The 21,446-nt window shown below is 51.5% G+C and carries 21 protein-coding genes and 1 other RNA gene; 10 read left to right on the top strand and 12 right to left on the bottom strand.

Annotated features, from left to right (window positions below; all coding sequences use genetic code 11):
- Nucleotides 1–449: 449 nt before the first annotated feature.
- On the top strand, nt 450–866 hold the full coding sequence (locus CWE21_RS09100; protein WP_206750250.1) for a hypothetical protein: 417 nt from the start codon (nt 450–452) through the stop codon (nt 864–866).
- A 144-nt stretch (nt 867–1,010) separates the two neighbouring features.
- On the opposite strand, the gene CWE21_RS09095 is transcribed toward CWE21_RS09100, so the two are convergent.
- The 4 genes from CWE21_RS09095 to gcvT all read right to left on the bottom strand — a co-directional run bounded on the left by CWE21_RS09095 (nt 1,011) and on the right by gcvT (nt 5,989).
- Nucleotides 1,011–1,328 carry a DUF2845 domain-containing protein gene (locus tag CWE21_RS09095; RefSeq protein WP_126834116.1) on the bottom strand — a complete coding sequence of 106 codons (318 nt, stop codon included), beginning with the start codon at nt 1,326–1,328 and terminating at the stop codon, nt 1,011–1,013.
- Nucleotides 1,329–1,494: 166 nt separating this feature from the next.
- On the bottom strand, nt 1,495–4,380 hold the full coding sequence (gene gcvP / locus CWE21_RS09090; RefSeq protein ID WP_126834115.1) for an aminomethyl-transferring glycine dehydrogenase: 2,886 nt from the start codon (nt 4,378–4,380) through the stop codon (nt 1,495–1,497).
- 92 nt (nt 4,381–4,472) lie between these two features.
- Nucleotides 4,473–4,862, bottom strand: coding sequence for a glycine cleavage system protein GcvH (gene gcvH / locus CWE21_RS09085; protein WP_126834114.1), 390 nt, complete (start codon nt 4,860–4,862; stop codon nt 4,473–4,475).
- Between the two features lie 47 nt (nt 4,863–4,909).
- Complete coding sequence (gene gcvT, locus CWE21_RS09080; protein ID WP_126834113.1) at nt 4,910–5,989, bottom strand: glycine cleavage system aminomethyltransferase GcvT; 1,080 nt, start codon at nt 5,987–5,989, stop codon at nt 4,910–4,912.
- A 155-nt stretch (nt 5,990–6,144) separates the two neighbouring features.
- Here gcvT and CWE21_RS09075 point away from each other — a divergent pair, with 155 nt between their 5' ends.
- Nucleotides 6,145–7,014, top strand: coding sequence for a LysR family transcriptional regulator (locus tag CWE21_RS09075; RefSeq protein ID WP_126834112.1), 870 nt, complete (start codon nt 6,145–6,147; stop codon nt 7,012–7,014).
- On the opposite strand, the gene CWE21_RS09070 is transcribed toward CWE21_RS09075, so the two are convergent.
- Genes CWE21_RS09070 through CWE21_RS09055 form a run of 4 tightly spaced genes read right to left on the bottom strand, consistent with a single transcriptional unit; the run spans nt 6,995 to nt 11,290 of the window.
- Nucleotides 6,995–8,134, bottom strand: a complete 1,140-nt coding sequence (locus CWE21_RS09070) for an FAD-dependent oxidoreductase (protein ID WP_126834111.1) — start codon at nt 8,132–8,134, stop codon at nt 6,995–6,997. The two genes, CWE21_RS09075 and CWE21_RS09070, sit on opposite strands and share 20 nt — an antisense overlap.
- A complete protein-coding gene (ubiH, locus tag CWE21_RS09065; RefSeq protein WP_126834110.1) occupies nt 8,131–9,354 on the bottom strand; it encodes a 2-octaprenyl-6-methoxyphenyl hydroxylase in 1,224 nt (407 codons plus the stop codon). Before ubiH ends, CWE21_RS09070 begins: the two co-directional genes overlap by 4 nt.
- Nucleotides 9,336–10,661, bottom strand: a complete 1,326-nt coding sequence (gene pepP, locus CWE21_RS09060; protein ID WP_126834109.1) for a Xaa-Pro aminopeptidase — start codon at nt 10,659–10,661, stop codon at nt 9,336–9,338. The genes ubiH and pepP overlap by 19 nt, the downstream gene beginning before the upstream one ends.
- A 26-nt stretch (nt 10,662–10,687) precedes the next feature.
- The gene (locus CWE21_RS09055) at nt 10,688–11,290 is read right to left on the bottom strand and encodes a UPF0149 family protein (protein WP_126834108.1); all 603 of its coding nucleotides are present in this window, start codon (nt 11,288–11,290) and stop codon (nt 10,688–10,690) included.
- 128 nt (nt 11,291–11,418) lie between these two features.
- On the opposite strand from CWE21_RS09055, the gene CWE21_RS09050 reads away from it, so the two are divergent.
- Both CWE21_RS09050 and ssrS read left to right on the top strand, forming a co-directional pair.
- Nucleotides 11,419–11,727, top strand: a complete 309-nt coding sequence (locus tag CWE21_RS09050) for a cell division protein ZapA (protein WP_126834107.1) — start codon at nt 11,419–11,421, stop codon at nt 11,725–11,727.
- An 8-nt stretch (nt 11,728–11,735) separates the two neighbouring features.
- A non-coding RNA gene (gene ssrS, locus CWE21_RS09045) (6S RNA) lies at nt 11,736–11,918 on the top strand.
- Between the two features lie 15 nt (nt 11,919–11,933).
- Here ssrS and CWE21_RS09040 read toward each other — a convergent pair.
- Entirely contained in the window at nt 11,934–13,454 is a 1,521-nt protein-coding gene (locus tag CWE21_RS09040) for an amidohydrolase family protein (RefSeq protein ID WP_241970268.1), read from the bottom strand.
- 57 nt (nt 13,455–13,511) lie between these two features.
- Here CWE21_RS09040 and CWE21_RS09035 point away from each other — a divergent pair, with 57 nt between their 5' ends.
- From CWE21_RS09035 to CWE21_RS09010, 6 genes are all read left to right on the top strand, one after another.
- The gene (locus tag CWE21_RS09035) at nt 13,512–14,132 is read left to right on the top strand and encodes a 5-formyltetrahydrofolate cyclo-ligase (protein ID WP_126834105.1); all 621 of its coding nucleotides are present in this window, start codon (nt 13,512–13,514) and stop codon (nt 14,130–14,132) included.
- 45 nt (nt 14,133–14,177) lie between these two features.
- The gene (gene rpiA, locus CWE21_RS09030) at nt 14,178–14,864 is read left to right on the top strand and encodes a ribose-5-phosphate isomerase RpiA (protein ID WP_126834104.1); all 687 of its coding nucleotides are present in this window, start codon (nt 14,178–14,180) and stop codon (nt 14,862–14,864) included.
- Nucleotides 14,865–14,890: 26 nt separating this feature from the next.
- Entirely contained in the window at nt 14,891–16,132 is a 1,242-nt protein-coding gene (gene serA / locus CWE21_RS09025) for a phosphoglycerate dehydrogenase (protein WP_126834103.1), read from the top strand.
- A gap of 87 nt (nt 16,133–16,219) precedes the next feature.
- Nucleotides 16,220–16,504: a helix-turn-helix domain-containing protein gene (locus CWE21_RS09020; RefSeq protein WP_126834102.1), complete on the top strand. Its 285-nt coding sequence runs from the start codon at nt 16,220–16,222 to the stop codon at nt 16,502–16,504.
- Nucleotides 16,494–17,780, top strand: coding sequence for a type II toxin-antitoxin system HipA family toxin (locus tag CWE21_RS09015; protein WP_126834101.1), 1,287 nt, complete (start codon nt 16,494–16,496; stop codon nt 17,778–17,780). The genes CWE21_RS09020 and CWE21_RS09015 overlap by 11 nt, the downstream gene beginning before the upstream one ends.
- Nucleotides 17,781–17,861: 81 nt before the next feature.
- Nucleotides 17,862–18,149, top strand: a complete 288-nt coding sequence (locus CWE21_RS09010) for a hypothetical protein (protein ID WP_126834100.1) — start codon at nt 17,862–17,864, stop codon at nt 18,147–18,149.
- A gap of 44 nt (nt 18,150–18,193) precedes the next feature.
- Here the strand turns inward: CWE21_RS09010 and phoU are convergent, their stop codons facing one another.
- The 3 genes from phoU to pstA are packed head-to-tail and all read right to left on the bottom strand — an operon-like array spanning nt 18,194 to nt 21,440.
- Nucleotides 18,194–18,922: a phosphate signaling complex protein PhoU gene (phoU, locus tag CWE21_RS09005; protein WP_126834099.1), complete on the bottom strand. Its 729-nt coding sequence runs from the start codon at nt 18,920–18,922 to the stop codon at nt 18,194–18,196.
- A gap of 13 nt (nt 18,923–18,935) precedes the next feature.
- Nucleotides 18,936–19,754, bottom strand: coding sequence for a phosphate ABC transporter ATP-binding protein PstB (pstB, locus tag CWE21_RS09000; RefSeq protein WP_126834098.1), 819 nt, complete (start codon nt 19,752–19,754; stop codon nt 18,936–18,938).
- Nucleotides 19,755–19,784: 30 nt separating this feature from the next.
- The gene (gene pstA / locus CWE21_RS08995) at nt 19,785–21,440 is read right to left on the bottom strand and encodes a phosphate ABC transporter permease PstA (protein ID WP_126834097.1); all 1,656 of its coding nucleotides are present in this window, start codon (nt 21,438–21,440) and stop codon (nt 19,785–19,787) included.
- Between the last annotated feature and the right edge of the window lie 6 nt (nt 21,441–21,446).

The raw sequence follows: 21,446 nt of genomic DNA, 5'->3' as shown, positions 1-21,446 counted from the left end.
ACAATCTTCGGTCTAGACCCAATTATCGGAACAGTCGAGTTTAGAACGTCTCACTAATGGGGAAGTGGACAATCTGAACTTTCTGCGAGTGAGAATGCATTTTCTGATTATTCCTTGGGTGCTTAAACTTGGTCGTCCGCTATGTGCCAACAGCTGCCGCCTCTAATTTATTTCGCGAGGGCAGCTTAGTACGTAAAGCCGACATTTCAGATTCCTTCCTAAGAAAACAAAGAATATGGTTTCTAAGGGGAAACGAGTGCTACTATGAAGTCTTAGTAATAAGCTGTTATGCATAAGGACTCAGTGTGATGCGAAAACTATTTATGGTTTTAGTAATTGCGTTAATTCCAGCGCTCGCTTGGTCATATGCAAAGCCGTTAAGGTTACTTCTGCCTCATTTAAATGGAGTGACGTGCAACGGCTCAGTGTGCGTGGAGGATACGAGGGGGATGGATCAGGCTATTGAACTTTATGGCTCTGCGGTAAAGAACATCTCTGCAGCTCGACTTCCACTTAGAGCTAGCCCCACGTTTGTTTATTGCTCTACTGTAGAGTGCTACCAGTCGTTTGGTGGAGGAAATGAGCGAGCGATTTCTTATCCGTTTCTCGGTACGGTTATAGCTCCTGAATCGTGGCAACGTTACATCACTCAGCACGAATTGGTTCATTGGTTCCAATTTTATGAGATTGGCCCTGTTTCGACCATGATGAAACCTGAATGGTTTAGAGAAGGTATGGCGTATGTGTATAGCAACGCGCCAGAATCAGACATTCCAGAGCATTACTTGCCAATAATGGTAAAGTACGATGAGTGGCATTCCAATAAATCTTGGTCTGAAGTAGTTCAGGACGCAGTAGACCTATAATAAGCATAACCAAGCCATCAATTACGCTCCCTTCGGTCGCCCGACGCTCGCGCAGCTTAAGGCGGCGTTGAAGGTCCGCAATTTGTCTGAAACGGACGAACATATAAGAACAAGTCAACGTCCGCTCTTCGCTCAAAGCCGACACTACCAACGCGCCTGCCGCGATTCAATCTCCACAACTTTACTGCCCGAAAATAGAACGGTTAGGTAGTACTCACCGCCGATGTCGCCGCGTACGATGTAAGACCATGCTTCGGCGGATCTGCCGCCACGGCCGAATCCGGTATTGACGCCAACAGATTGTCGATCGCGCATGTCGGGGTTGCCGATTTTGTCCATGACTTCAATTTTAGTCATGCCACAACGAATGAGGTCGCCACCTTTAATGCGAAATGAGCAGCTCTCTGCTGTCGGTGAGTAAAAAGTCAAAATACTAACTAATGCAATGAGAAGCCACTTCACAACGAACACTCCCTGTAAGGCTTAAAAATATTAAGCTAGCTTCTTAATTCCGTGTGCGCAATTACACAAAAGTCATAGTGGACAATATCTGCTTACCAACCCCCACAAACAAAAATGCCCTCCAAGCGGAGGGCATTCATCATTCAAAACCAACTACCAACAGGCGTTAACGATAATCATCAATCGCTGGGCAGCTACACATCAGGTTACGGTCGCCGTACACGTCGTCGATACGGTTAACCGATGGCCAGAACTTGTTCTCGGCAACGGCAGCGACTGGGTAGACAGCGGTGACGCGGTCGTACGGACGGTCCCATTCACCAGAGGTGATGTCAGCCAAGGTATGTGGTGCATGGTGCAACGGGTTGTTGTCCTGCGGCCACTCGCCACTTTCGACTTTCTTCACTTCTTCGCGAATCGAGATCATGGCTTCGATGAAGCGATCCAGCTCGTACTTCGACTCTGACTCGGTTGGCTCGACCATCAAGGTGCCCGCAACTGGGAAGCTCATGGTTGGTGAGTGGAAGCCGTAGTCTTGCAGGCGCTTGGCGATGTCGATTTCAGCAACGTCGGCGGCGTCTTTTAATGGACGCAGGTCGATGATGCACTCGTGCGCAACACGGTCGTTACGGCCTTTGTACAAGATCGGGTAGTGACCACTGAGCTTCTTAGCGATGTAGTTGGCGTTCAAAATCGCTACTTCAGTCGCTTCGCGCAAGCCACGTGAGCCCATCATCACGATGTACATCCATGAGATTGGCAAGATGCTCGCGCTACCAAATGGTGCTGCTGAGACTGCGCCATTGTTCAAGCCTGTGCCGTGAATTGGCACGACGCTGTGGTTTGGTAAGAACGGTGCTAAGTGCTTCTTCACACCGATTGGGCCCATACCAGGACCGCCACCACCGTGTGGAATACAGAAGGTTTTGTGCAAGTTCAGGTGCGATACGTCCGCGCCTACATAACCTGGTGAGGTCACGCCTACTTGCGCGTTCATGTTGGCACCGTCAAGGTAGACCTGACCGCCGTGCTCGTGCACTACGTCACAGATGGTACGAATACCTTCTTCGTACACGCCGTGCGTTGACGGGTAGGTGACCATGATGCACGACAGGTTGTCGCCCGCTTCTGCCGCTTTGGCTTTCAGGTCGTCAAGGTCAACGTTACCGTTCTTGTCGCAGTCGACAACCACAACTTTCATGCCCATCATCTGAGCAGACGCAGGGTTGGTGCCGTGCGCTGAGCTTGGGATCAAGCAGATGTTACGGTGCGCGTCACCACGGCTTTCGTGGTACTTCTGAATGGCTAACAGACCAGCGTACTCACCTTGTGCGCCTGAGTTTGGCTGCATTGACATGGCGTCGTAGCCAGTGATGTCGATGAGCCAGGTCGACAAGGTGCGTAGCAACTCGTAGTAGCCAGCAGCTTGATCTTCAGGGCAGAACGGGTGCAACTGACCGAACTCAGGCCAGGTCACTGGGATCATCTCAGCGGTCGCGTTCAGCTTCATGGTACACGAGCCGAGTGAGATCATGCTGTGGTTCAAGCTCAAGTCTTTGTTCTCAAGCTTTTTGATGTAACGCAGCATCTCGGTTTCTGAGTGGTGCGTGTTGAATACTTCGTGTTCCAAGATAGCGCTGGTGCGCTCAAGCTCGCTTGGAATCGACTGTACGTCACCTGAACCGACACGCGAATCGAGCATGTCCACGTCAAGGCCGTGGTCATCGCCGAACAATGCGGTGAAGAGGTTTTCCACGTCATCACGAGTCTTGGCTTCGTCCAAGCTTACGCCAAACTGGTTGTCGCCATCCACTCGTAAGTTCAACCCATGCGCCACGGCGCGGTCGATGATTTCTTCTTGATTGCCTTCAAGCATAAAGGTCAAGGTGTCGAACCAGTGTGAGGTTTCCAGCTGTACGCCTTTATCTTGCAAGCCAAGCGCAACGATGTCGGTCAAGCGATGAATGCGCTCAGCGATTGTGCGCAAGCCTTGTGGACCGTGATACACCGCATAGAATGACGCCATATTGGCCAGTAATACCTGCGCGGTACAGATGTTCGAGTTGGCTTTCTCACGACGGATGTGCTGCTCACGGGTTTGCATCGCCATACGCAAAGCAAGCTTGCCGCGGCTGTCTTTTGAGACACCGATAATACGGCCAGGCAATGAACGCTTGTACTTGTCACGAGTAGCAAAGAACGCTGCGTGTGGACCGCCATAGCCCATAGGTACACCGAAGCGCTGCGCTGAACCGAGTACCATGTCGGCACCCATTTCGCCCGGCGACTTCAACATCACCAAGCTCATGATGTCCGCAGCAACCGCTACCACACCCTTCTTCGCCTGTACGTCAGCAATCAGTTGCTCAAGGTTGTGCAACTGACCAAAGCGATCTGGGTATTGGAACAAAGCACCGAAAACATCGTGGTCAGCCGCTTCACGGGCAGGAGCCACAATGATTTCAAAGCCAAACATTTCGGCGCGGGTTTTTACCACGTCGATGGTTTGTGGGTAGACGTTGTCAGCAACAAAGTATGCGTTCGATTTGCTCTTGCTTACGCGCTTGGCCATTGCCATGGCTTCGGCAGCGGCAGTGGCTTCATCAAGCAATGACGCGCTGGCAAGGTCAAGGCCAGTCAAATCCATGGTCATTTGCTGGAAGTTCAAAATGGCTTCCAAACGGCCTTGGGCAATTTCCGGCTGGTACGGCGTGTACGCTGTATACCAACCTGGGTTTTCCAATACGTTACGCAAAATAACGTTTGGCACTAAGGTGTCGTAGTAACCCATACCGATGAACGAGGTCAGAACTTTATTTTTCTGCGCAATGGTTTTCAGCTTCGCAAGAGCTTCACGTTCAGATAGCGGCTCACCTACTTGCAAGAACGGGTCACGCAAAATTGCGCCTGGTACCGTGTCTTTGGTCAGTGCTTCGAGTGACTCGGCACCTAAAACGGCGAGCATTTCAGCCTGTTCATCGGCGCTTGGGCCAATGTGACGGCCGATAAATTCGCCATGATTCTCTAACTGCTTGAGCGTTGCTGTGGTCATTTACTTCTCGTCCCTCAGTTCGGGGTTAAAACACAGGTCAGGAAACACAAAACCCCGGTTTCGTGACCGGGGTTTTGCAATCCATTGCCAAATTAGTCTTCGTCGATAACTGCTTGATAACCTTCGGCATCAAGCAAGCCTTCTACTTCGCTTGGGTCGTCGGCTTTAATCTTAAATAGCCAACCGTCGCCATAAGGATCACTGTTTACTGTTTCTGGCGCATCTTCGAGGTCTTCGTTGATAGCGATAATTTCGCCACCAATTGGCGCGTAGATGTCAGACGCTGCTTTAACTGACTCTGCTACTGCAACATCATCACCTGCCGCTACAGTGTCACCAACTTCTGGTAACTCGACAAACACCATGTCACCCAGCAAGTCCTGAGCGTGCTCAGAAATACCTACGGTGAACACACCATCACCTTCGTTACGAACCCACTCGTGGGTTGATGCGTACTTTAATTCCTTTGGAATTGAGCTCATGTTGTGATCCTCAAATTAGTTGTTCTGTTGTGTTTGCAGGTTGTCGCTTAGACCAGACCTTTACCGTTGCGTACGAAGCTTGGCTTCACCACGCTAACTGTAACGAATTTTTTGCGCATTTCCACTTCAGCGGTTTCGCCCACTGAATTCGGTACGCGCGCCATCGCAATCGAGAAGCCTAAGGTTGGCGAGAAGGTACCTGAGGTGATCACACCTTCGCCACCATCGACCACCACTTTCTGGCCGTGACGCAATACGCCTTTTTCGCGCATGACTAAGCCGACAAGCTTGTCGTGGCCTTCGGCTTTTTGTTTCTCGAGTGCTTCGCGACCGATGAAATCACGGTCTTCTGGCTCAAATGCCACGCTCCAGCCCATGTTGGCTTCGAGTGGAGTAATGCTCTCGTCCATATCTTGACCGTACAGGTTCATCCCTGCTTCTAAGCGCAAGGTATCACGTGCGCCTAAACCACATGGCTGTACGCCAACGTTTAACAGGTCATCCCACATTTTCTCAATGGCGCTTGCTGGCAATACGATCTCGTAGCCTGCTTCACCAGTGTAGCCAGTGGTCGCGATGAACAAGTCACCGACCTGTGCAGACATAAATGGGCGCATGCCATCAACTTCAGCGAATGCTTCGTCGCCAATCACTAAACGTAGTTTTTCAGCAGCTTTCGGGCCTTGCAACGCAACCATGCCTAGCTCGGTTTGTTCAGTAATGGTCACATCGAACTTGCTGGCAACTTCTTGGATCCAAGCAACATCGCGCTCACGCGTTGCTGAGTTAACAACTAAGCGGTACGACTCATCAGAAAAGTAGTAAACGATAAGGTCATCGATAACGCCGCCCTTGTCATTCAGCATGCTGCTGTACTGGGCTTTGCCAGGGACTGATAACTTCGCCACGTCGTTGGCGAGCATTTTACGTAAGAAGGCTTTGGCTTCGGCGCCCGCTACATCAACGATGGTCATGTGGGAGACATCAAACACACCCGAATCTTTACGCACGGCATTGTGCTCTTCGATTTGCGAGCCGTAGTTGAGCGGCATGTCCCAACCGTGAAAGTCGACCATTTTTGCGCCAGCTTTCACATGCGCGTCGAATAAAGGGGTACGATTTGCCATGGCATCGATGTCCTGTTGTTTCGCATAAAAGTGGCGGCAATTATAAAACTCTAAGGCGCTGGCAACAAATTAAAATTCCTTATGCTATTATTTGTTTTATTAATAATCTTTAGCCGTATATTACGTCTAATTATATTTTAAGGGCTAAATCACCTATGCAGCAGCTCTCGATGGACAGTCTTCGTGCTTTTGTCAGCGTCTATGACCTACAAAGTTTTACCGCTGCCGGACAACAGCTCAATCGCTCGCAGCCGGCTATTAGCCTGCAGTTGCAGCGTTTAGAAGAAATGCTAGGGATGCGTCTATATGCTCGCACCGGAGGCCGCATTCAGCTCACCCCGGCAGGCAATGAGCTACTTGAAGCAGCGCGTTCCATCTTGAGCTTGAACGATCAAATCATCGCTCGCCTAACCGAGCCAGAACTGAGCGGTCGCGTGCGGCTGGGCATGACCAGTGAGTTTGCCAGTAAGTTATTACCGCAAGTGCTTGGGCAATTTGCCCAGGGCTATCCTAACGTCGCGCTCGAAGTCAGTTCGGGCCTGAGCCGTCAATTGGTGGCCAGCGCCGATGATTTTGATGTCATTATTGCGCTCACCGAAAGTGGCGGCAAAGATGCGGCGCAATGGGTGAATCCGGTGCAATGGCTGGAATTACGCCAAGAACCACTGGTTTGGGTGGGCAATAGTGATAGCCACTTACTGCCCGCACCGCTACCTTTGGTGGTTGCGCCGGACGGCTGTATTTATCGCCGACGCGCCTTGAAGGCCCTGCGCAACGCTGGAATTCAGTCGCGTATTACCTATACCAATTCTGATTTTAGTGGTCTTACTGCAGCGATTGAGAGCGGCTTGGGGATCACGGTTTTGGCGCAAAGTACGGTCCCACCGCACCTTGAAAAGATTCAGCGCTGTGCTGATGGCACGCCGTTACCAGAGCTAGGTGAAGTTGGGGTGATGTTGTCTACGCGGGCAGCAGAGAATTCCGCCGCCCAGCAGTTAGCGGCCTTTATCCAAGAGCGGATTTGATCAGGCTGCGCTTTAATGGCGCCACATCGTTAGCTAGTTTCAAACCGATACCGCGAACCAGTTTAAGCAGTGGGTTACTGCCAGCAAAACCACGCTTGAAGCTTTCCATGGCGGTGATCATTTGTACCGCTGCCACTTTGCGCTCGCGCTCCCAGTTGCGTAATTCGGTGTGGCCGAAGTCGTTATTGGTGAGCTTCAGCAACGCCTGTACGTCACCAAAGCCAAGGTTTGCTCCCTGCCCTGCCAACGGGTGGATACTGTGCGCCGCATCACCAAGCAATAGCATACGCTGCGCCAACCAACTGCGAGTGTATTGCATGCGCAGTGGGAAATAGGCGCGCTCTGAGGCTAACTCTAAGGAGCCTAAAGCGCCATCACTGACGGCTTGTAGACGTTTGCTAAACGCTTCAGCGCTCAGACCTTTAAGCTCTTCGGCAATCGCGGTATCCGCCGACCAAACCAGAGAGACATGATGGCTATCACCCAACGGTAACCACGCCACTGGGCCACTCGGTAAAAAAACTTGGCGCGCACAACCGCCGTGCGGCGCTGAACATTTGACCACTGCCACACAGCCTTGCTGTTCATAGTCCCAAAAGGTCATAGGTAAGCCAGCGGCTTGGCGCAGTGGCGAGCGCACGCCATCGGCGGCAATCAGATAGTCCGCAGTGTAGGTGGTCGCCGCGGTGGTCACGCTTACTTGGTCGTCCGCGATACTGTGCTTGAGCACTTCGGTCTCGGCTTGCAAGTCGACCCCAGCCTCTGCCGCTGCCAGCCATAATTCGGCTTCAATAACTTTGTTTTCAACGATGGCGCCGAGGTCCGTTTGATTGACTTCGTGTGCGCCAAACTGAATACGGCCAAAACTGTCGTGGTCCCAAACTTCCATCGCTTGATAGGGCCCTAGTCGGGCAGTGGGCAGGCGCTCCCAAACACCCAGTTGTTGCAACAGGTCGCGACTGTGATGCGCAATAGCACTCACGCGCAACTCTGTTTCCTCGCCATAAGAAGGTTGTGGTCCACGCTCAAGCAGCACCACACGGTGACCTTGCTGACGCAGACCTAAAGCAGCCGCTAAGCCAATCATGCCGCCGCCGACCACAATAAAACGTTGGCTCATGATCTCTCTCCTTTCTCTATTTGCAGCGAGCTTGCGCGACGGGCGAGCGGCGCCAGCCCCATGGTTTGTCGCGCAAACGCTTGGCGCAATGGCGGCACAGCATCGAGTCCCAAAAGTGCAAGGTTACGGAACTTGGTGAGTGGCCAGTGGTGATTGGAAAAGCCACGCACTAAAAGATCGGTTAAGCCAATGATGTTGTTGTAGTCCTGTTCACGTTCGCGCCAGTAGGCAGCAAGCGTTGCATAGCTGCCAAAATCGGTGGCTCGCGCGAGCTGATCGCTTAAACAAATCGCATCGCGAACACCAAGATTAAAGCCTTGTCCAGCAATCGGGTGCAAAGTATGCGAGGCATTACCTATGAGCACCGCTCGATGCGCCACGCTGCGTTCAGCTAAGTGTAAACGCAACGGAAATTGCAGGCGCTGACCGATGCCGGTAAAGCGTCCTGCGCGGTAACCAAATGCACTTTGTAATTGCGCTAAGAATTCATTGTCCGAGAGTGCCAACACGGCTTCCGCCTGCTCTTCGTCAACGCTCCATACCAATGACGCTTGCTGGTCCGGCAGTGGCAATAATGCCAATGGCCCGGTTTCGGTGAAGCGTTCGTAGGCCCAGCCTTCTAATGGTTTGTCCAAGTCAATGTTGGCAATAATGCCCACTTGCCCATAGTCGGTGGTCTTTACGCCAATGCCAAGTTGCTCGCGGATAAACGAACGTTGGCCGTCGGCTCCCACCACTAGTTGCGCTTGTAGTTGTTGCTCGCCGCTGGGCGTTTCAAGCGTGACGATACAATCATCTTGCTGTTGTTCGAGTCGTGCGACTTTGCTACCGGCAAGCCACTCGACGTTCGGTAAGCTTTGGATGCGTTCATATAAAGCTTTATTGAGCGCGGCCGCAGGCACAACATACCCGAGTGCGGCAACGCCTTCTTGCTCGGCATGCAGTCGCGTGGCGCCCAGATAACCGCGGTCGCTGACGTGGATGTGACGAATCGCTTCGGCTTGCGCCGCAAGATCATGCCAAATTCCTTGGCCGTTCAACAGGTCTACGGTAGCAGCCGCTAAGGCAATGGTGCGTTTGTCCGGTACTGGCCCGTCCGCTTGGGGTTCAACAACTTTAACCACAACGTCTGGGCGTTGTTGGGCAAACAAAAACGCCATCAGCGAGCCAACGAGGCCGCCGCCAGCAATCACCACCGGTGTTACTTGTTTTGCATCCACGCTTCTATCTCTGTCACTGTTTTCGGAACGGCTGCGGTGAGGTTGTCATGGCCCGTTTCGGTCACCACTACATCATCCTCAATACGAATCCCCATACCACGCCACTTTGCGTCAACTTCTTCGGCATCGGCCGGAATATAAAGTCCAGGTTCGACGGTCAGCACCATGCCCGGCTTAAACGGCGTTGATTTATCGCCGCGACGGACATCACCCACGTCATGCACATCAAGACCTAACCAATGGCCGAGGCCATGAATAAAGTAGCGCCGGTAGGTTGCTTGCTCCATATTGTCCTGTACGGAGCCGCGCAGGATTCCAAGCTCAACCAGACCTTCGGTCAATGCCTGTGCCGCGATATCTTGTATTTGCTGCAACGTCGCGCCGGGCTTAATACTCTCCAAAGAGGCCAGTTGCGCCTGCAACACGACCTCATAAAGCTGTTTTTGTGGCTCACTAAAACGGCCATTTACCGGGAACGTCCGAGTAATATCGGCAGCATACCCCTGATATTCGGCGCCGGCATCGATCAAGATCAAGTCACCGTCATTTAGCACTGCATTATTTTCGGTGTAGTGCAAAATGCAGGCGTTTTCACCACCTCCACAAATGGTGCCATAAGCCGGTGCCGCAGCACCTTGCATAGCGAACGCGTGATGCAGCTCAGCTGCCACTTGATACTCAAAGCGCCCAGGCGCCACAAACTGCATGGCCCTTTTGTGGGCATCGACACTGATGTTTGCAGCTTTGCGCATGACCTCAAGTTCAGCCGCGGATTTCACTAATCGCATGCTATGCAACCAAGGCGACACATCTTGCCAGCGTTGCGGCGGCTGCACTCCGCGCTTACCACTGTTGCGCAGCTCGGCTGCTAAGCCCAAGAGCTGTTGAAAGAAGTCTTGATTGCTCTGATCGCAATACACCGTGTGGGTACCGTCCAATAATTGCCACAAGTGCTCATCAAGGTCGTCAATGGCGTGCGCAACGTCTACACCCAGGGCTTCGACCGCGCGCGCGACGCCTAATCGACGACCGTGCCACACTTCTTGCTGCGGATCTTTCGGTTGGCAGTAGAGTTGTACCGGTAATTCGGCATGTGGCGCCAGTACCAGTACTGCATCGGGTTCATTGAAACCGGTCAAATAAAAGAAGTCACTATTTTGCCGAAACGGGTACTCCGTGTCGTTGCTCCGCGTAGCTAAGTGGGCGCTTGGAATCACCGCAATGGCCGTTTCGCCACACGCTTCAAGCTTTTCGAGAACCTGCTCGCGGCGGCGCTGGTATTCGGCAACGGGTACAGCTGAGGCCATAGCAACATTACTCCTTGGAGATCAACTTAATGCAGGGTTTTATTCGTTTTGCAGGTGGTATTGGCGTTTTGCCCAAGCTCGTTGAAGCACAACATGGCTGAAATTCGCAGATACTCCATGATTTCAAAATAGGCACGCTCGGCTTCTTCATCGTCTTCGATGGTGATATCGAGTTTCGCAATTTCGACCATGTCATCGATAGCTTCACGCAAATCGGCAGAAAGTCCGGCTAAATTCGTTTGATTTACGCCAAAACCGACTAAAAACGATTGCACCCACGCTGTGAGTGCCTGCAGACGCTCATGCAGCGGCTCGTGATCGCTAGGTAAAATAAGCTGAAAACCAAGATCCGGATCACGCAAGCTCGCACAGGTTTCTGCTGCCATCATTTTTACGTGTTCACGCAACTGCGGCTTAAACGATTGCCCTTCGTTAATCAAATCACTGAGCAACAACAGCCACTCGTCACCTTCAATACTGGCGCCCCCAGCGACCATCCCGGTCAGCAAGCCATGCACCTCTGCCCCGCTTGCAAGTAACCCTTGATGCTCAAAAAACTCGGTCAACCGATCGTAGCTCTGTGAGCTGGTAAGTTCAGTTTTATCTTCTGGCGATTTGCGCTCTGACATAAGCTATTTTCTCTTGCATGGTTTGCATTGCATCCTACCACTGTCAGTCTTTTCAGGCTAGCTGACAAAGCCCCTTCAAGCATGGCATAATGTGCGCAAACGACAACAAAACAGCAAGGAACTGTGAAATGACTCAACGCACCATGGACATCAAGTTGATGGACCGTCACTACAAAGTGAATTGCCCTGAGGGGCAGGAAGTTGCGTTGCAGCAAGCCGCAGACAAGCTGAATCACAAGCTTGAGCATATTCGCCAAGCGACCAAGCTCAGCCACCCCGAGCAGATAGCGGTGATGGCAGCGCTGAATTTAAGCCACGAGAGCAGCAAACTCGAGCATGAACAACAGCAGCGCATTCAAGAGCTGGAAGAAAAGATTAAGTTGCTGCAAGAAACCCTGGAGCAAGTTACCAGCGAACAGCGTCCAGGGCGGAAGTAAAAAGTTAGGATCGCCTGGGATGTGCGCCAGCACGCTAATGTCCCTGAGCCGATGTCATCAGTAAAGGGGCTCACTGACCGGCTATTGTGCAAGCTCGACATGTATCGAGAAGCCTACGGCCGTTGATTTGCGCCCCGCCTTGAACCAGTGGGTTCAAGGGCCAAAGCACGCAGCGGCATCCTGGGTGATCACCCTTTTCCCTATTTTTACTCTTGGTCGGCCTTCGCCTCGGCGACCAAGCGACGCACATCACTGAGTAATTCTTGCGCATCGTAAACGATACCGTCTTTAATGGTGTAGCGAACGCCTTTGGTGCGAATCGGTTCGTTCTGATCGTTCAACTTGAAATGGCCTGTGCCGTACAACACTTTGAAGTTCGCCAGTGGATTCTCTGCTACGACCACGAGGTCAGCTTTTTTACCGGGCACCACAGAGCCAATTTCATGCTCAAGACCCAATGCCTCTGCACCATTCAAGGTTGCCGCTTGCACCACTTCGAGTGCGTTAAAGCCCGCTTCACGCAGCAATTCGAATTCGCGAATCAATCCGAAACCGTAGATTTTGTAGATGTAACCCGCGTCAGAACCCGTGGTAATACGCCCACCGTGGTTTTTGTAGTCTTGCAAGAAGGTCATCCACTTTTGATAATTCTTGCGCCACGCGACTTCTTCGTCGGTGGTCCAGTCAAACCAGTAAGAACCGTGAGCATAGCGGCTGGGTTCGAAGAACTCCCACAACTGCGGCAGCGTGTATTCGTTGTGCCAAATGGCTTGGCGCTCACGCATCAAGTCGCGGCTGGCTTCGTAAATGGTCAGCGTCGGGTTAATGGTGAAATCGAGCTCAATCAACTCATCTCGCACTTGGTTCCATTTTTCTGAACCCGGCTCGGCAGCTTGCTTCCACAAGCGCCCCGCTTCGGCAAAGCGATCTTGTTCGTTGTTGTAATTGTAGTCGGCTGGATAGTCCTGAATCACTTGCTCGGTGAACAATGCCTCTGGCAAGCCGTACCAATGTTCCATGCTGTCGAGGCCCAAACGCGCTGAGTCCACCACGTTGGTGCGCACTACATTGAGTTGTGCATGGTGCATCATGGTGCCAAGGCCCTGCTTCTCAGCTTCATCGAGCGCTGCGGCCATAATTTCAGGCCGTGCACCGAAGAATTTAATGCCTTCTGCGCCCTTTTGCTTGATGTCACGCACCCACTCACGGGCCTGCTCTGGCTTGAAAATCGGCTCGTCGCTGTTCATACCATAGCCGAGGTACGGAATAATACGCGGTGAAACGATGGAATTATTTGCGGCCTGCTCTTGGTGCCATTTGGTCCACTCGAGCCCATTAAAACTACCCGGCTCGCGCACCGTGGTAATGCCGTGCGCTAACCACAATTTCAACACGTACTCTGCTGGGATACCGTCGGCAGAACCGCCAATGTGTCCATGCATGTCAATGAAGCCCGGCAAAACGTAGTGGCCGGTTAAATCGAGTTCTTTATCGCCAGGCTCCGCTTTCGGGCGACGCTGCTCAAGGATCGGCACGCCAGGATTACCCACGCTGACGACATTTTTGATGCGATCGTTTTCAATCACAATGTCGACCGGGCCTTGCATCGGTGCGCCTTCACCGTTGATCAGATTCACCCCACGCAAAATCAGCCGTTCGTAGGGCCCTTCACCTTGCTCGCCACGTGGTGGTGCTTTCGGCGGAGCCGCCATGAGCTGTGAAGACATAATGGTGGACAAAACTAGCGTAGTCAGAACCCGTTTCAACATGCTATAAATCACTCTATGAAAAGACAATTGCCTCAGAATAGCAGTGCGCCGAGCCGACAGCAATTACGGCGCGAGTTGCTTGCCGCACGTAAAGCGCTAAGTGCCGCAGAGCGCAAACAGGCTGCTGCTGCCATCCAAACGCAACTATTGACCCTTGCAGAGCTGCAGCAACCGTGCTCTATCGGCAGCTATCACAGTGTTCGTGCCGAGCTGCCAACCCATACGCTCAATCAAGCGCTACAGCACGGCGGTCACAGTGTGGCGCTCCCGGTCCTGCACCCTATCGTCAAGCATCATTTATTGATGCTACATATTGACGAACACAGCGAATGGCGCCACAACGAATACGCCATACCGGAGCCAGTGCTTGAATGCCAGCGTGTTGTGCCGCTGCAAAGCCTCCACGTCTTATTCGTTCCTTTGGTTGGCTTTGACGCTGTGGGCAACCGTCTCGGCATGGGCGGCGGCTTTTATGATCGCACCCTCGCCGGTTGGCGCGCAGGTCGCTACCCCAACCTACATCCCATCGGCCTCGCCTATGATTGCCAGTTCGTCGAAAGCCTGCCGACCGAAGCTTGGGACGTACCACTACCTAGGGTCATTACACCAACAAAAATATGGGACTTTAGATGCTAAAAATGTATACTGAAAAGCCATAGCCCACTCACTCAGGAAGCAGGCATGGCTACCTCATCAGAACAACAGAAAAACGAGCAAAAACAAAAGGCTGCAGAAGCAGCTCTCGACTACGTCAAAGCCAATTTGCCGCAGCAAGCAGTCATAGGTGTCGGCACGGGCTCCACGGTCAACTTCTTCATTGATGCGCTCGCTAGTATCAAACATGATATCGAAGCCGCCGTTTCAAGCTCGGAAGCTTCAACTGAGCGATTGAAGCAGCACGGCATTCGTGTGGTTGACCTAAATAGCGTCAGCGAGCTACCGATTTACGTCGATGGCGCCGATGAAATTGACGAGCACATGCGCATGGTCAAAGGTGGTGGCGCTGCTCTCACCCGCGAAAAAATTGTCGCCGCAGTTGCTGATACCTTTGTTTGTATTGTTGATTCAAGTAAGCAAGTAGGTCGCCTCGGTCGCTTTCCAATACCTGTCGAAGTCATTCCCATGGCGCGTTCGTATATCGCCCGCGAAATCGTCAAACTCGGCGGTGACCCGGTTTGGCGTGAAGGCGTGACCACCGATAATGGTAACTGGATCCTCGATGTGCATAACTTCGATATCCTCGACCCGATTCATCTCGAGCAGCAGCTGAACAATATCGTCGGTGTCGTCACCAACGGACTCTTTGCCCAGCGCGGCGCTGACGTGACCATCGTTGCCAGCGCAAGCGGTATCCAAACCCTTAAATAATCCCAATAAAAGGTGCAATAACAGCCATGTCGCAAGTATCGCTCGCCAAAGACCGAATCAAAATTTTACTTTTAGAAGGCGTTCACGACAGTGCGGTCAACGTGCTCAAACAGCAGGGCTATGATTCGATTGAGTATGTGAAAACTTCATTGAGCGAAGAGGAACTTTGCGAGCGCGTCAAAGACGTTCACTTTTTGGGGATACGTTCTCGTACGCAACTGACCGAAAAAGTCTTTGCCGCGGCTGAGAAGTTAATCGGCGTCGGTTGTTTTTGTATCGGTACCAACCAAGTGGATCTGGCAGCGGCGCGCCGTCACGGTGTGGTGGTCTTTAACGCACCATTTTCCAACACCCGTAGTGTAGCCGAACTGGTTCTAGCCGAAATCATTATGTTGTTGCGCCGCGTACCTGAGAAAAATGCCGCAGCTCACCGTGGAGGCTGGGACAAATCAGCCAACGGCTCATTCGAAGCGCGCGGCAAAGTGCTTGGCATTATTGGCTACGGCCATATAGGTAGCCAGTTGAGTATCCTCGCCGAACAAATCGGTATGCAGGTGCGTTTTTACGACATTGAAACCAAACTGCCACTAGGGAATGCCCTCTCGGTCGGTTCACTCGACGCCCTGCTGGAGCAAGCAGATGTGGTGACTTTGCACGTACCCGAAACAGCGCAAACCCAATGGATGATCAGTGCTTCACAACTCGCCAAGATGAAACAAGGCGCCCTTCTTATCAATGCCTCACGCGGTACTGTGGTAAATATTGAAGATTTGGCTGCCAGTCTGCGCAGCGGTCACTTGGGCGGCGCAGCGATTGACGTCTTCCCAGTGGAACCAAGCAGCAATAACGACTTGTTCGAATCACCACTACGCGGTATCGACAACTGCATTCTGACCCCGCATGTTGGTGGCTCAACCCAAGAAGCACAAGAAAACATTGGTATTGAAGTGGCGGGTAAACTGGCTCACTACTCTGACAACGGCTCTACCTTGTCAGCAGTCAACTTCCCAGAAGTATCATTGCCAGCGCACCACGGCGCCCGCCGTTTGCTGCATATTCACCAAAACCGCCCCGGCATGTTGACCAAAATCAATCAAATCATGGCCGAGCAAAACATCAACGTCTCGGGTCAGTACCTGCAAACCGACAGCGAAGTGGGTTACGTGGTCATCGACGTCGACACGCCGGAAGAGAGCACCATCGCCGACGACCTGCTCGAGCAAATGCGCGCCATTGAAGGCACCATTCGCGCTAGGGTTTTGTACTAAGAATAGCCGCTCAAATAGATATCATTGTATCCAAAAGCACATTTTTTAGGCTATAATAGACACCATTATGTCTACTTTGGGTGCACTATGAAGTATCAATTATTGGTGGAGCAAGATGTTCAGTCTGCGTTTGCGGACTACCTGCGTGCCGCGCGTGAGCAAGCAAAACTGTCGCGCGCGGCTCTTGCCGAAAAAAGCACTGTTCCCGCCTCCACAATTAAGAAATTCGAGTTAACTGGGCAAATTTCATTTCGCCAGTTGCTATTGTTGTGGCAAACCCTCGATGACTTAAAACGACTTTACGCACTTACTCAAGCACAACGGTCAATGACGCCGACCTCTATCGAAGAGGTGCTGAAAGATGAGTTTTAGACCCGTTAAGAAACTCCAAGTACACCGCACCCTTATGTCTGGAGTGAAAGTCCTCGTGGGTACGCTTGCACAAAATCGGCAGGGTGTATTCTTTCAGTACGCGCAAAACTACCTCGACCAGCACGATAACCTCTCACCGTTCGGTCTTCGCTTCGACAATTCTGTGCAAGCTGCGCCACATTCACCACACGCAGGTTTACATGGATTGTTTGCCGACTCACTGCCTGATGGTTGGGGATTGTTGCTACAAGATCGCGTGTTTCGGCAACACGACCTACTACCTAACACCGTCACCGCAATGGATCGACTTGCGTTCGTCGGCAATTCCGCGCTCGGAGCGCTGAGTTTCAGCCCCACATCTGATTACGTTCCGCTCGACCAGGGAGAAATCGACTTGGCTACACTTGGTCTCAACGCCCAAGCCGTTTTCGATGGACAAACCGATGATGTGTTAGCACAGCTTATTGCCGCTGGCGGTTCAGGCGGTGCACGCCCGAAAGCACAAATTTATTTCCAAGGTAATGATTACGCCAGTTGTCGCACTAAGCCTCTTGCGGGAGACGATGCTTGGTTGGTCAAATTTACTTCAGCTAGCCTGCCATTAGGCCATGAAGAAGGCTTATGTGAAGCAGCCTATTTAACCTTAGCGGCAAAAGCTAAGCTCAGCCCACCGAAGTGGCAGTTACTCGATGCACCGCAAGCCTCGGGGGCTCGACAATGGCTCGCAACGCAACGTTTCGATTATGTGAGAAATTCTGCGACTACTTCGGGGCGACAACATTTTCATAGTGCTTGTGGGTTGCTTGACGCTGATTTTCGCACGCCAAGCCTCGACTATGATGATTTAATCAAAGCAACCAGAATGCTCTGTAGGTCACCAGCCTATGGTCAATTACAATTTAAGCGCGCAATTTTCAATTTACTCACCTGTAATCAGGATGATCACAGTAAAAACTGGGGATTTTTACTCGATGACAATGGAGCATGGCATCCAGCTCCGTTCTACGACATCATTTTTAACCCCAGCGCATTTAACGAGCATGCCACAGCCTACGCTGGTTATGGTAAAGAACCGCCGCTTAAAGCTCTGCAGAAGTTAGCGAACTCTGCTGGCTACGCGCGCTGGTCACAGGCAAAACACGATATTTTTGCAGTTACCGAGGTTGTTGATGAGTTTAACGCAATTGCAAAGGAGCTCGATATTCAGCAACAAACCCGACGGCTTATTTCGCAACGCATTGAACGCTCTCGCGATGCTCTTGTAAAACAGCTATGACACCGGCGCTATGTAGTTGGACTCTTGCAGTTCCATTCCAACTTGGTTATTTTAAAAAAACGTTGCAAAAAGGATAATCAAATGGCAGACACTTTAACACTAGTCGCCGAAGTTGGTATCGCCGCACTGCTTATTGTTGTTCTGAGCTATGTTTTCAGACTACGCTGGCGTGGGTTTGCAGTGCTCCTGCTGTTGTTGACGCCAATCATCACGTTCGCGCTCGTGACTTGGCACGCATGCTTTATCTTCTCGACGTCATGTGCGAATGACGGCTGGATGATTATCGCCCATGTTAATTTAGCGCTTTATATTATCTTGGCAGCAGTGATTCTCAACTGGCTGCGGACCAAGTTTATGCCCTTCAAATAAAAACGCCGACCCTAGTGGTCGGCGCTTACAGCAAGCAATCCTATTTACTCAGTGTCAGGCTGCGGCCGACCCACGGTGCGCGCCATGGATTCTGGCGACACATGACGTACGTCTTTACCTTTGACGAAGAAAATAATGTACTCGGCGATGTTCTGGCAACGGTCACCGATGCGCTCGAGTGAACGCGCTGACCAAAGTACATTCATGACCTTCGGAATCCCACGCGGGTCTTCCATCATGTAAGTCATCAATTGACGCGTTAAGCCTTCGTATTGACGGTCGGCTTGGGCGTCCATTTGGTGCACTTCATAGGCGCTGTCGAGGTCCATACGTGCAAATGCATCAAGCACGCCATGCAACATCGCCAAGACCTGCTGACCGAGGTTCTCAAGACTGACCAAGAACTGCTGCTGGTCGTTGTTGAAACTCTCAAGAGCCACACGCGCAATACGCTCAGCTTCATCACCAATGCGCTCTAAGTCGGCAATGGTTTTGAAAATAGCGATAATCAAACGCAGGTCACTTGCCGCAGGCTGACGTTTGGCAATGATTTGCACACAAGCTTCATCAATCTGCACTTCCAACGCGTTAATTTTATAGTCGCGTTGCAAGACTTGCTCGGCAAGCTCATGGTCTGAGTTTTCAATCGCGACCAGCGAGTCACGTAGTTGCTGCTCAACCAAGCCGCCCATGTTCATCACTTGGGTACGGACGGCATCGAGTTCGTCATTAAATTTGCCGGAGATGTGCCGACCAGTATTTAATTTATCCATGATTCAGCTCCTCTTAGCCGTAACGTCCAGTAATGTAATCTTCGGTTTGCTTCTGGGTCGGCGTGGTAAACAGCGTATTGGTATCAGCATATTCAATCAGCTTACCCATGTACATAAAGGCTGTCTGGTCCGATACCCGCGCCGCTTGTTGCATGTTATGCGTGACAATGACTACGGTGTATTTTTCTTTCAACTCAGTGATCAACTCTTCGATCGTCAAAGTTGAAATTGGGTCAAGTGCCGAAGTCGGTTCATCGAGCAACAATACTTCAGGCTCGATCGCGATAGCGCGGGCGATGACCAAACGTTGTTGCTGACCACCTGACAAGCTGAAAGCACTCGCGTTTAGACGATCTTTTACTTCTTCCCAAAGTGCTGCGCCTTTCAATGAACGCTCGACCACTTCATCTAAAGTACGGCGGTCGTTCACACCCATCAAGCGCATGCCATAAACCACGTTCTCGTAAATTGATTTTGGGAACGGGTTCGGGCGCTGGAATACCATGCCCACACGACGACGTAATTCCGCAACGTCGACATCTTTGTCATAGATGTTTTTCTCGTGCAGACGAATCTCGCCGGTAATTTTACAAATCTCAACCAAGTCGTTCATGCGGTTAATACAACGCAATAAGGTTGATTTACCGCAGCCCGATGGGCCGATAAAAGCGGTGACGCGGTTCTTTGGAATTGCCATGGAAATATCATGCAAAGCTTGAGCATCGCCGTAGTGCAGATTCAAATTGCGAATTTCCAGAGCGGTTTGATCCGCCGTTAAATTTTCTAAATCGAGGCTCTCTGCCTGATTGTTTGTCGGAGTTACCGAAATCATAGTAAGACCTTTTCGCTTCTGCTTCGTTAATTAATGCTCAAGTGAGCGATACTTTTCACGTAAATGGTTACGCACACCAATAGCCGTTAAGTTCAAGCCAATAATCACCGTTACCAACAGGAACGAGGTGGCGTAAACCAGCGGCCGCGCCGCTTCAACGTTCGGGCTCTGGAAGCCAACATCATAAATGTGGAAACCTAAGTGCATAAATTTGCGATCTAAATGGAAGTACGGGAAGTTACCATCCACCGGTAACATCGGTGCCGACTTCACCACACCTACCAACATCAATGGTGCAACCTCACCCGCCGCTCGGGCGACGGCCAAGATCAGACCGGTCATAATCGCCGGTGACGCCATTGGAATAATAATCCGCCACAGGGTTTCAGCTTTGGTCGCACCGAGTGCCAAGCTACCTTCGCGCAGCGTGCTTGGAATACGCGACAAACCTTCTTCGGTCGAGACAATGACCACTGGCAAAGTTAGAATCGCCAAGGTAATCGCCGCCCACATGACGCCCGGTGTACCAAAGGTTGGGCTCGGCAAGGCTTCTGGATAGAAGATTTGGTCAAGCGAACCACCCACCATGTAGACGAAGAAACCTAAACCGAATACCCCGTAAACAATCGAGGGTACACCCGCCAAGTTAATCACCGCGATCCGTATAAGCCGAGTCACTGCGTTTTTACCTGCGTATTCATGCAGGTAAATTGCAGCAACGACACCAAATGGCGTCACAATCACCGACATCAACAGCACCATAAATACGGTACCGAAAATCGCTGGGAATACACCACCTTCAGTGTTCGCTTCGCGCGGGTCTTCGCTGACGAACTTACCGATTTGGACGAAGAAGTGGCCAAGCTTTTCAACCAAGTTCATGTCGTTTGGAAAGTACACGGCTAACATGCGATACATCGGTAGCGTTACTTCTACTCCACGCATGTCGCGCATCACGACTTCATCACGGCTAGCTTGATCACGCAGTTCGAACAGCTCTTGTTCCAGCACTTGATAGTCTTCACGCAGTTGTTGCTCAGCGGCACTGATGCGAGCCTCTTCCTCAGCGGTGAGTTGCCCTTCAAGATCCAACGCGCGTCGCTCAAGACGCAACTGGTTCAACTGATAGTTGATGGCACCAATTTCGGTGTCTTGCAGATCCGCAGCTTGCTCGTTGATTTCAACGACGCGCTCTATACGCTCCTCAAGAATTTGATGCACGTTCTCTGAATTCGCTACTGACTCGCCATTTTCGAGAACATCGACGACGTAACCGTAGAAGTTACCGTCTTTCGAGCGTTCTAATTTAGCCAAATCGGAAGGCGTTTCGTCGCGGACGATTTGCGGCTTGAGCACCCAAGTAAAATCAAGTGGCACGTATTCACGGTTACCAATCTTAATCAACCAGCGATCAAGTGTCGGTTCATTGAAGTTATCCAGCTGTACACCCGACTCTTGTAAACGCTCAAGCGGAATCGTTTCGGTATCATAGACTTCACCAATGATGGTCGAAATCGAGCCATCGTTGGCACGCACATCCATCTCGTGGATCTGCGCTGGCCAAAAGAACGACAGACCGCGCCAGCCAATCAGTATCAGCAGCCCGATAACCGCGATCAGACTGATACTCACAGAACCTGCGGTGAGCCAAATCCAGGGTTTTCCTGAGTTAAACCATTGCTTCATGGAAAT

Source organism: Pseudidiomarina aquimaris (assembly GCF_003987395.1).
Taxonomy (GTDB): domain Bacteria; phylum Pseudomonadota; class Gammaproteobacteria; order Enterobacterales; family Alteromonadaceae; genus Pseudidiomarina; species Pseudidiomarina aquimaris.
The sequence above is the reverse complement of the archived record's forward strand: the minus strand, read 5'-3'. Positions and strand labels throughout refer to the sequence as shown.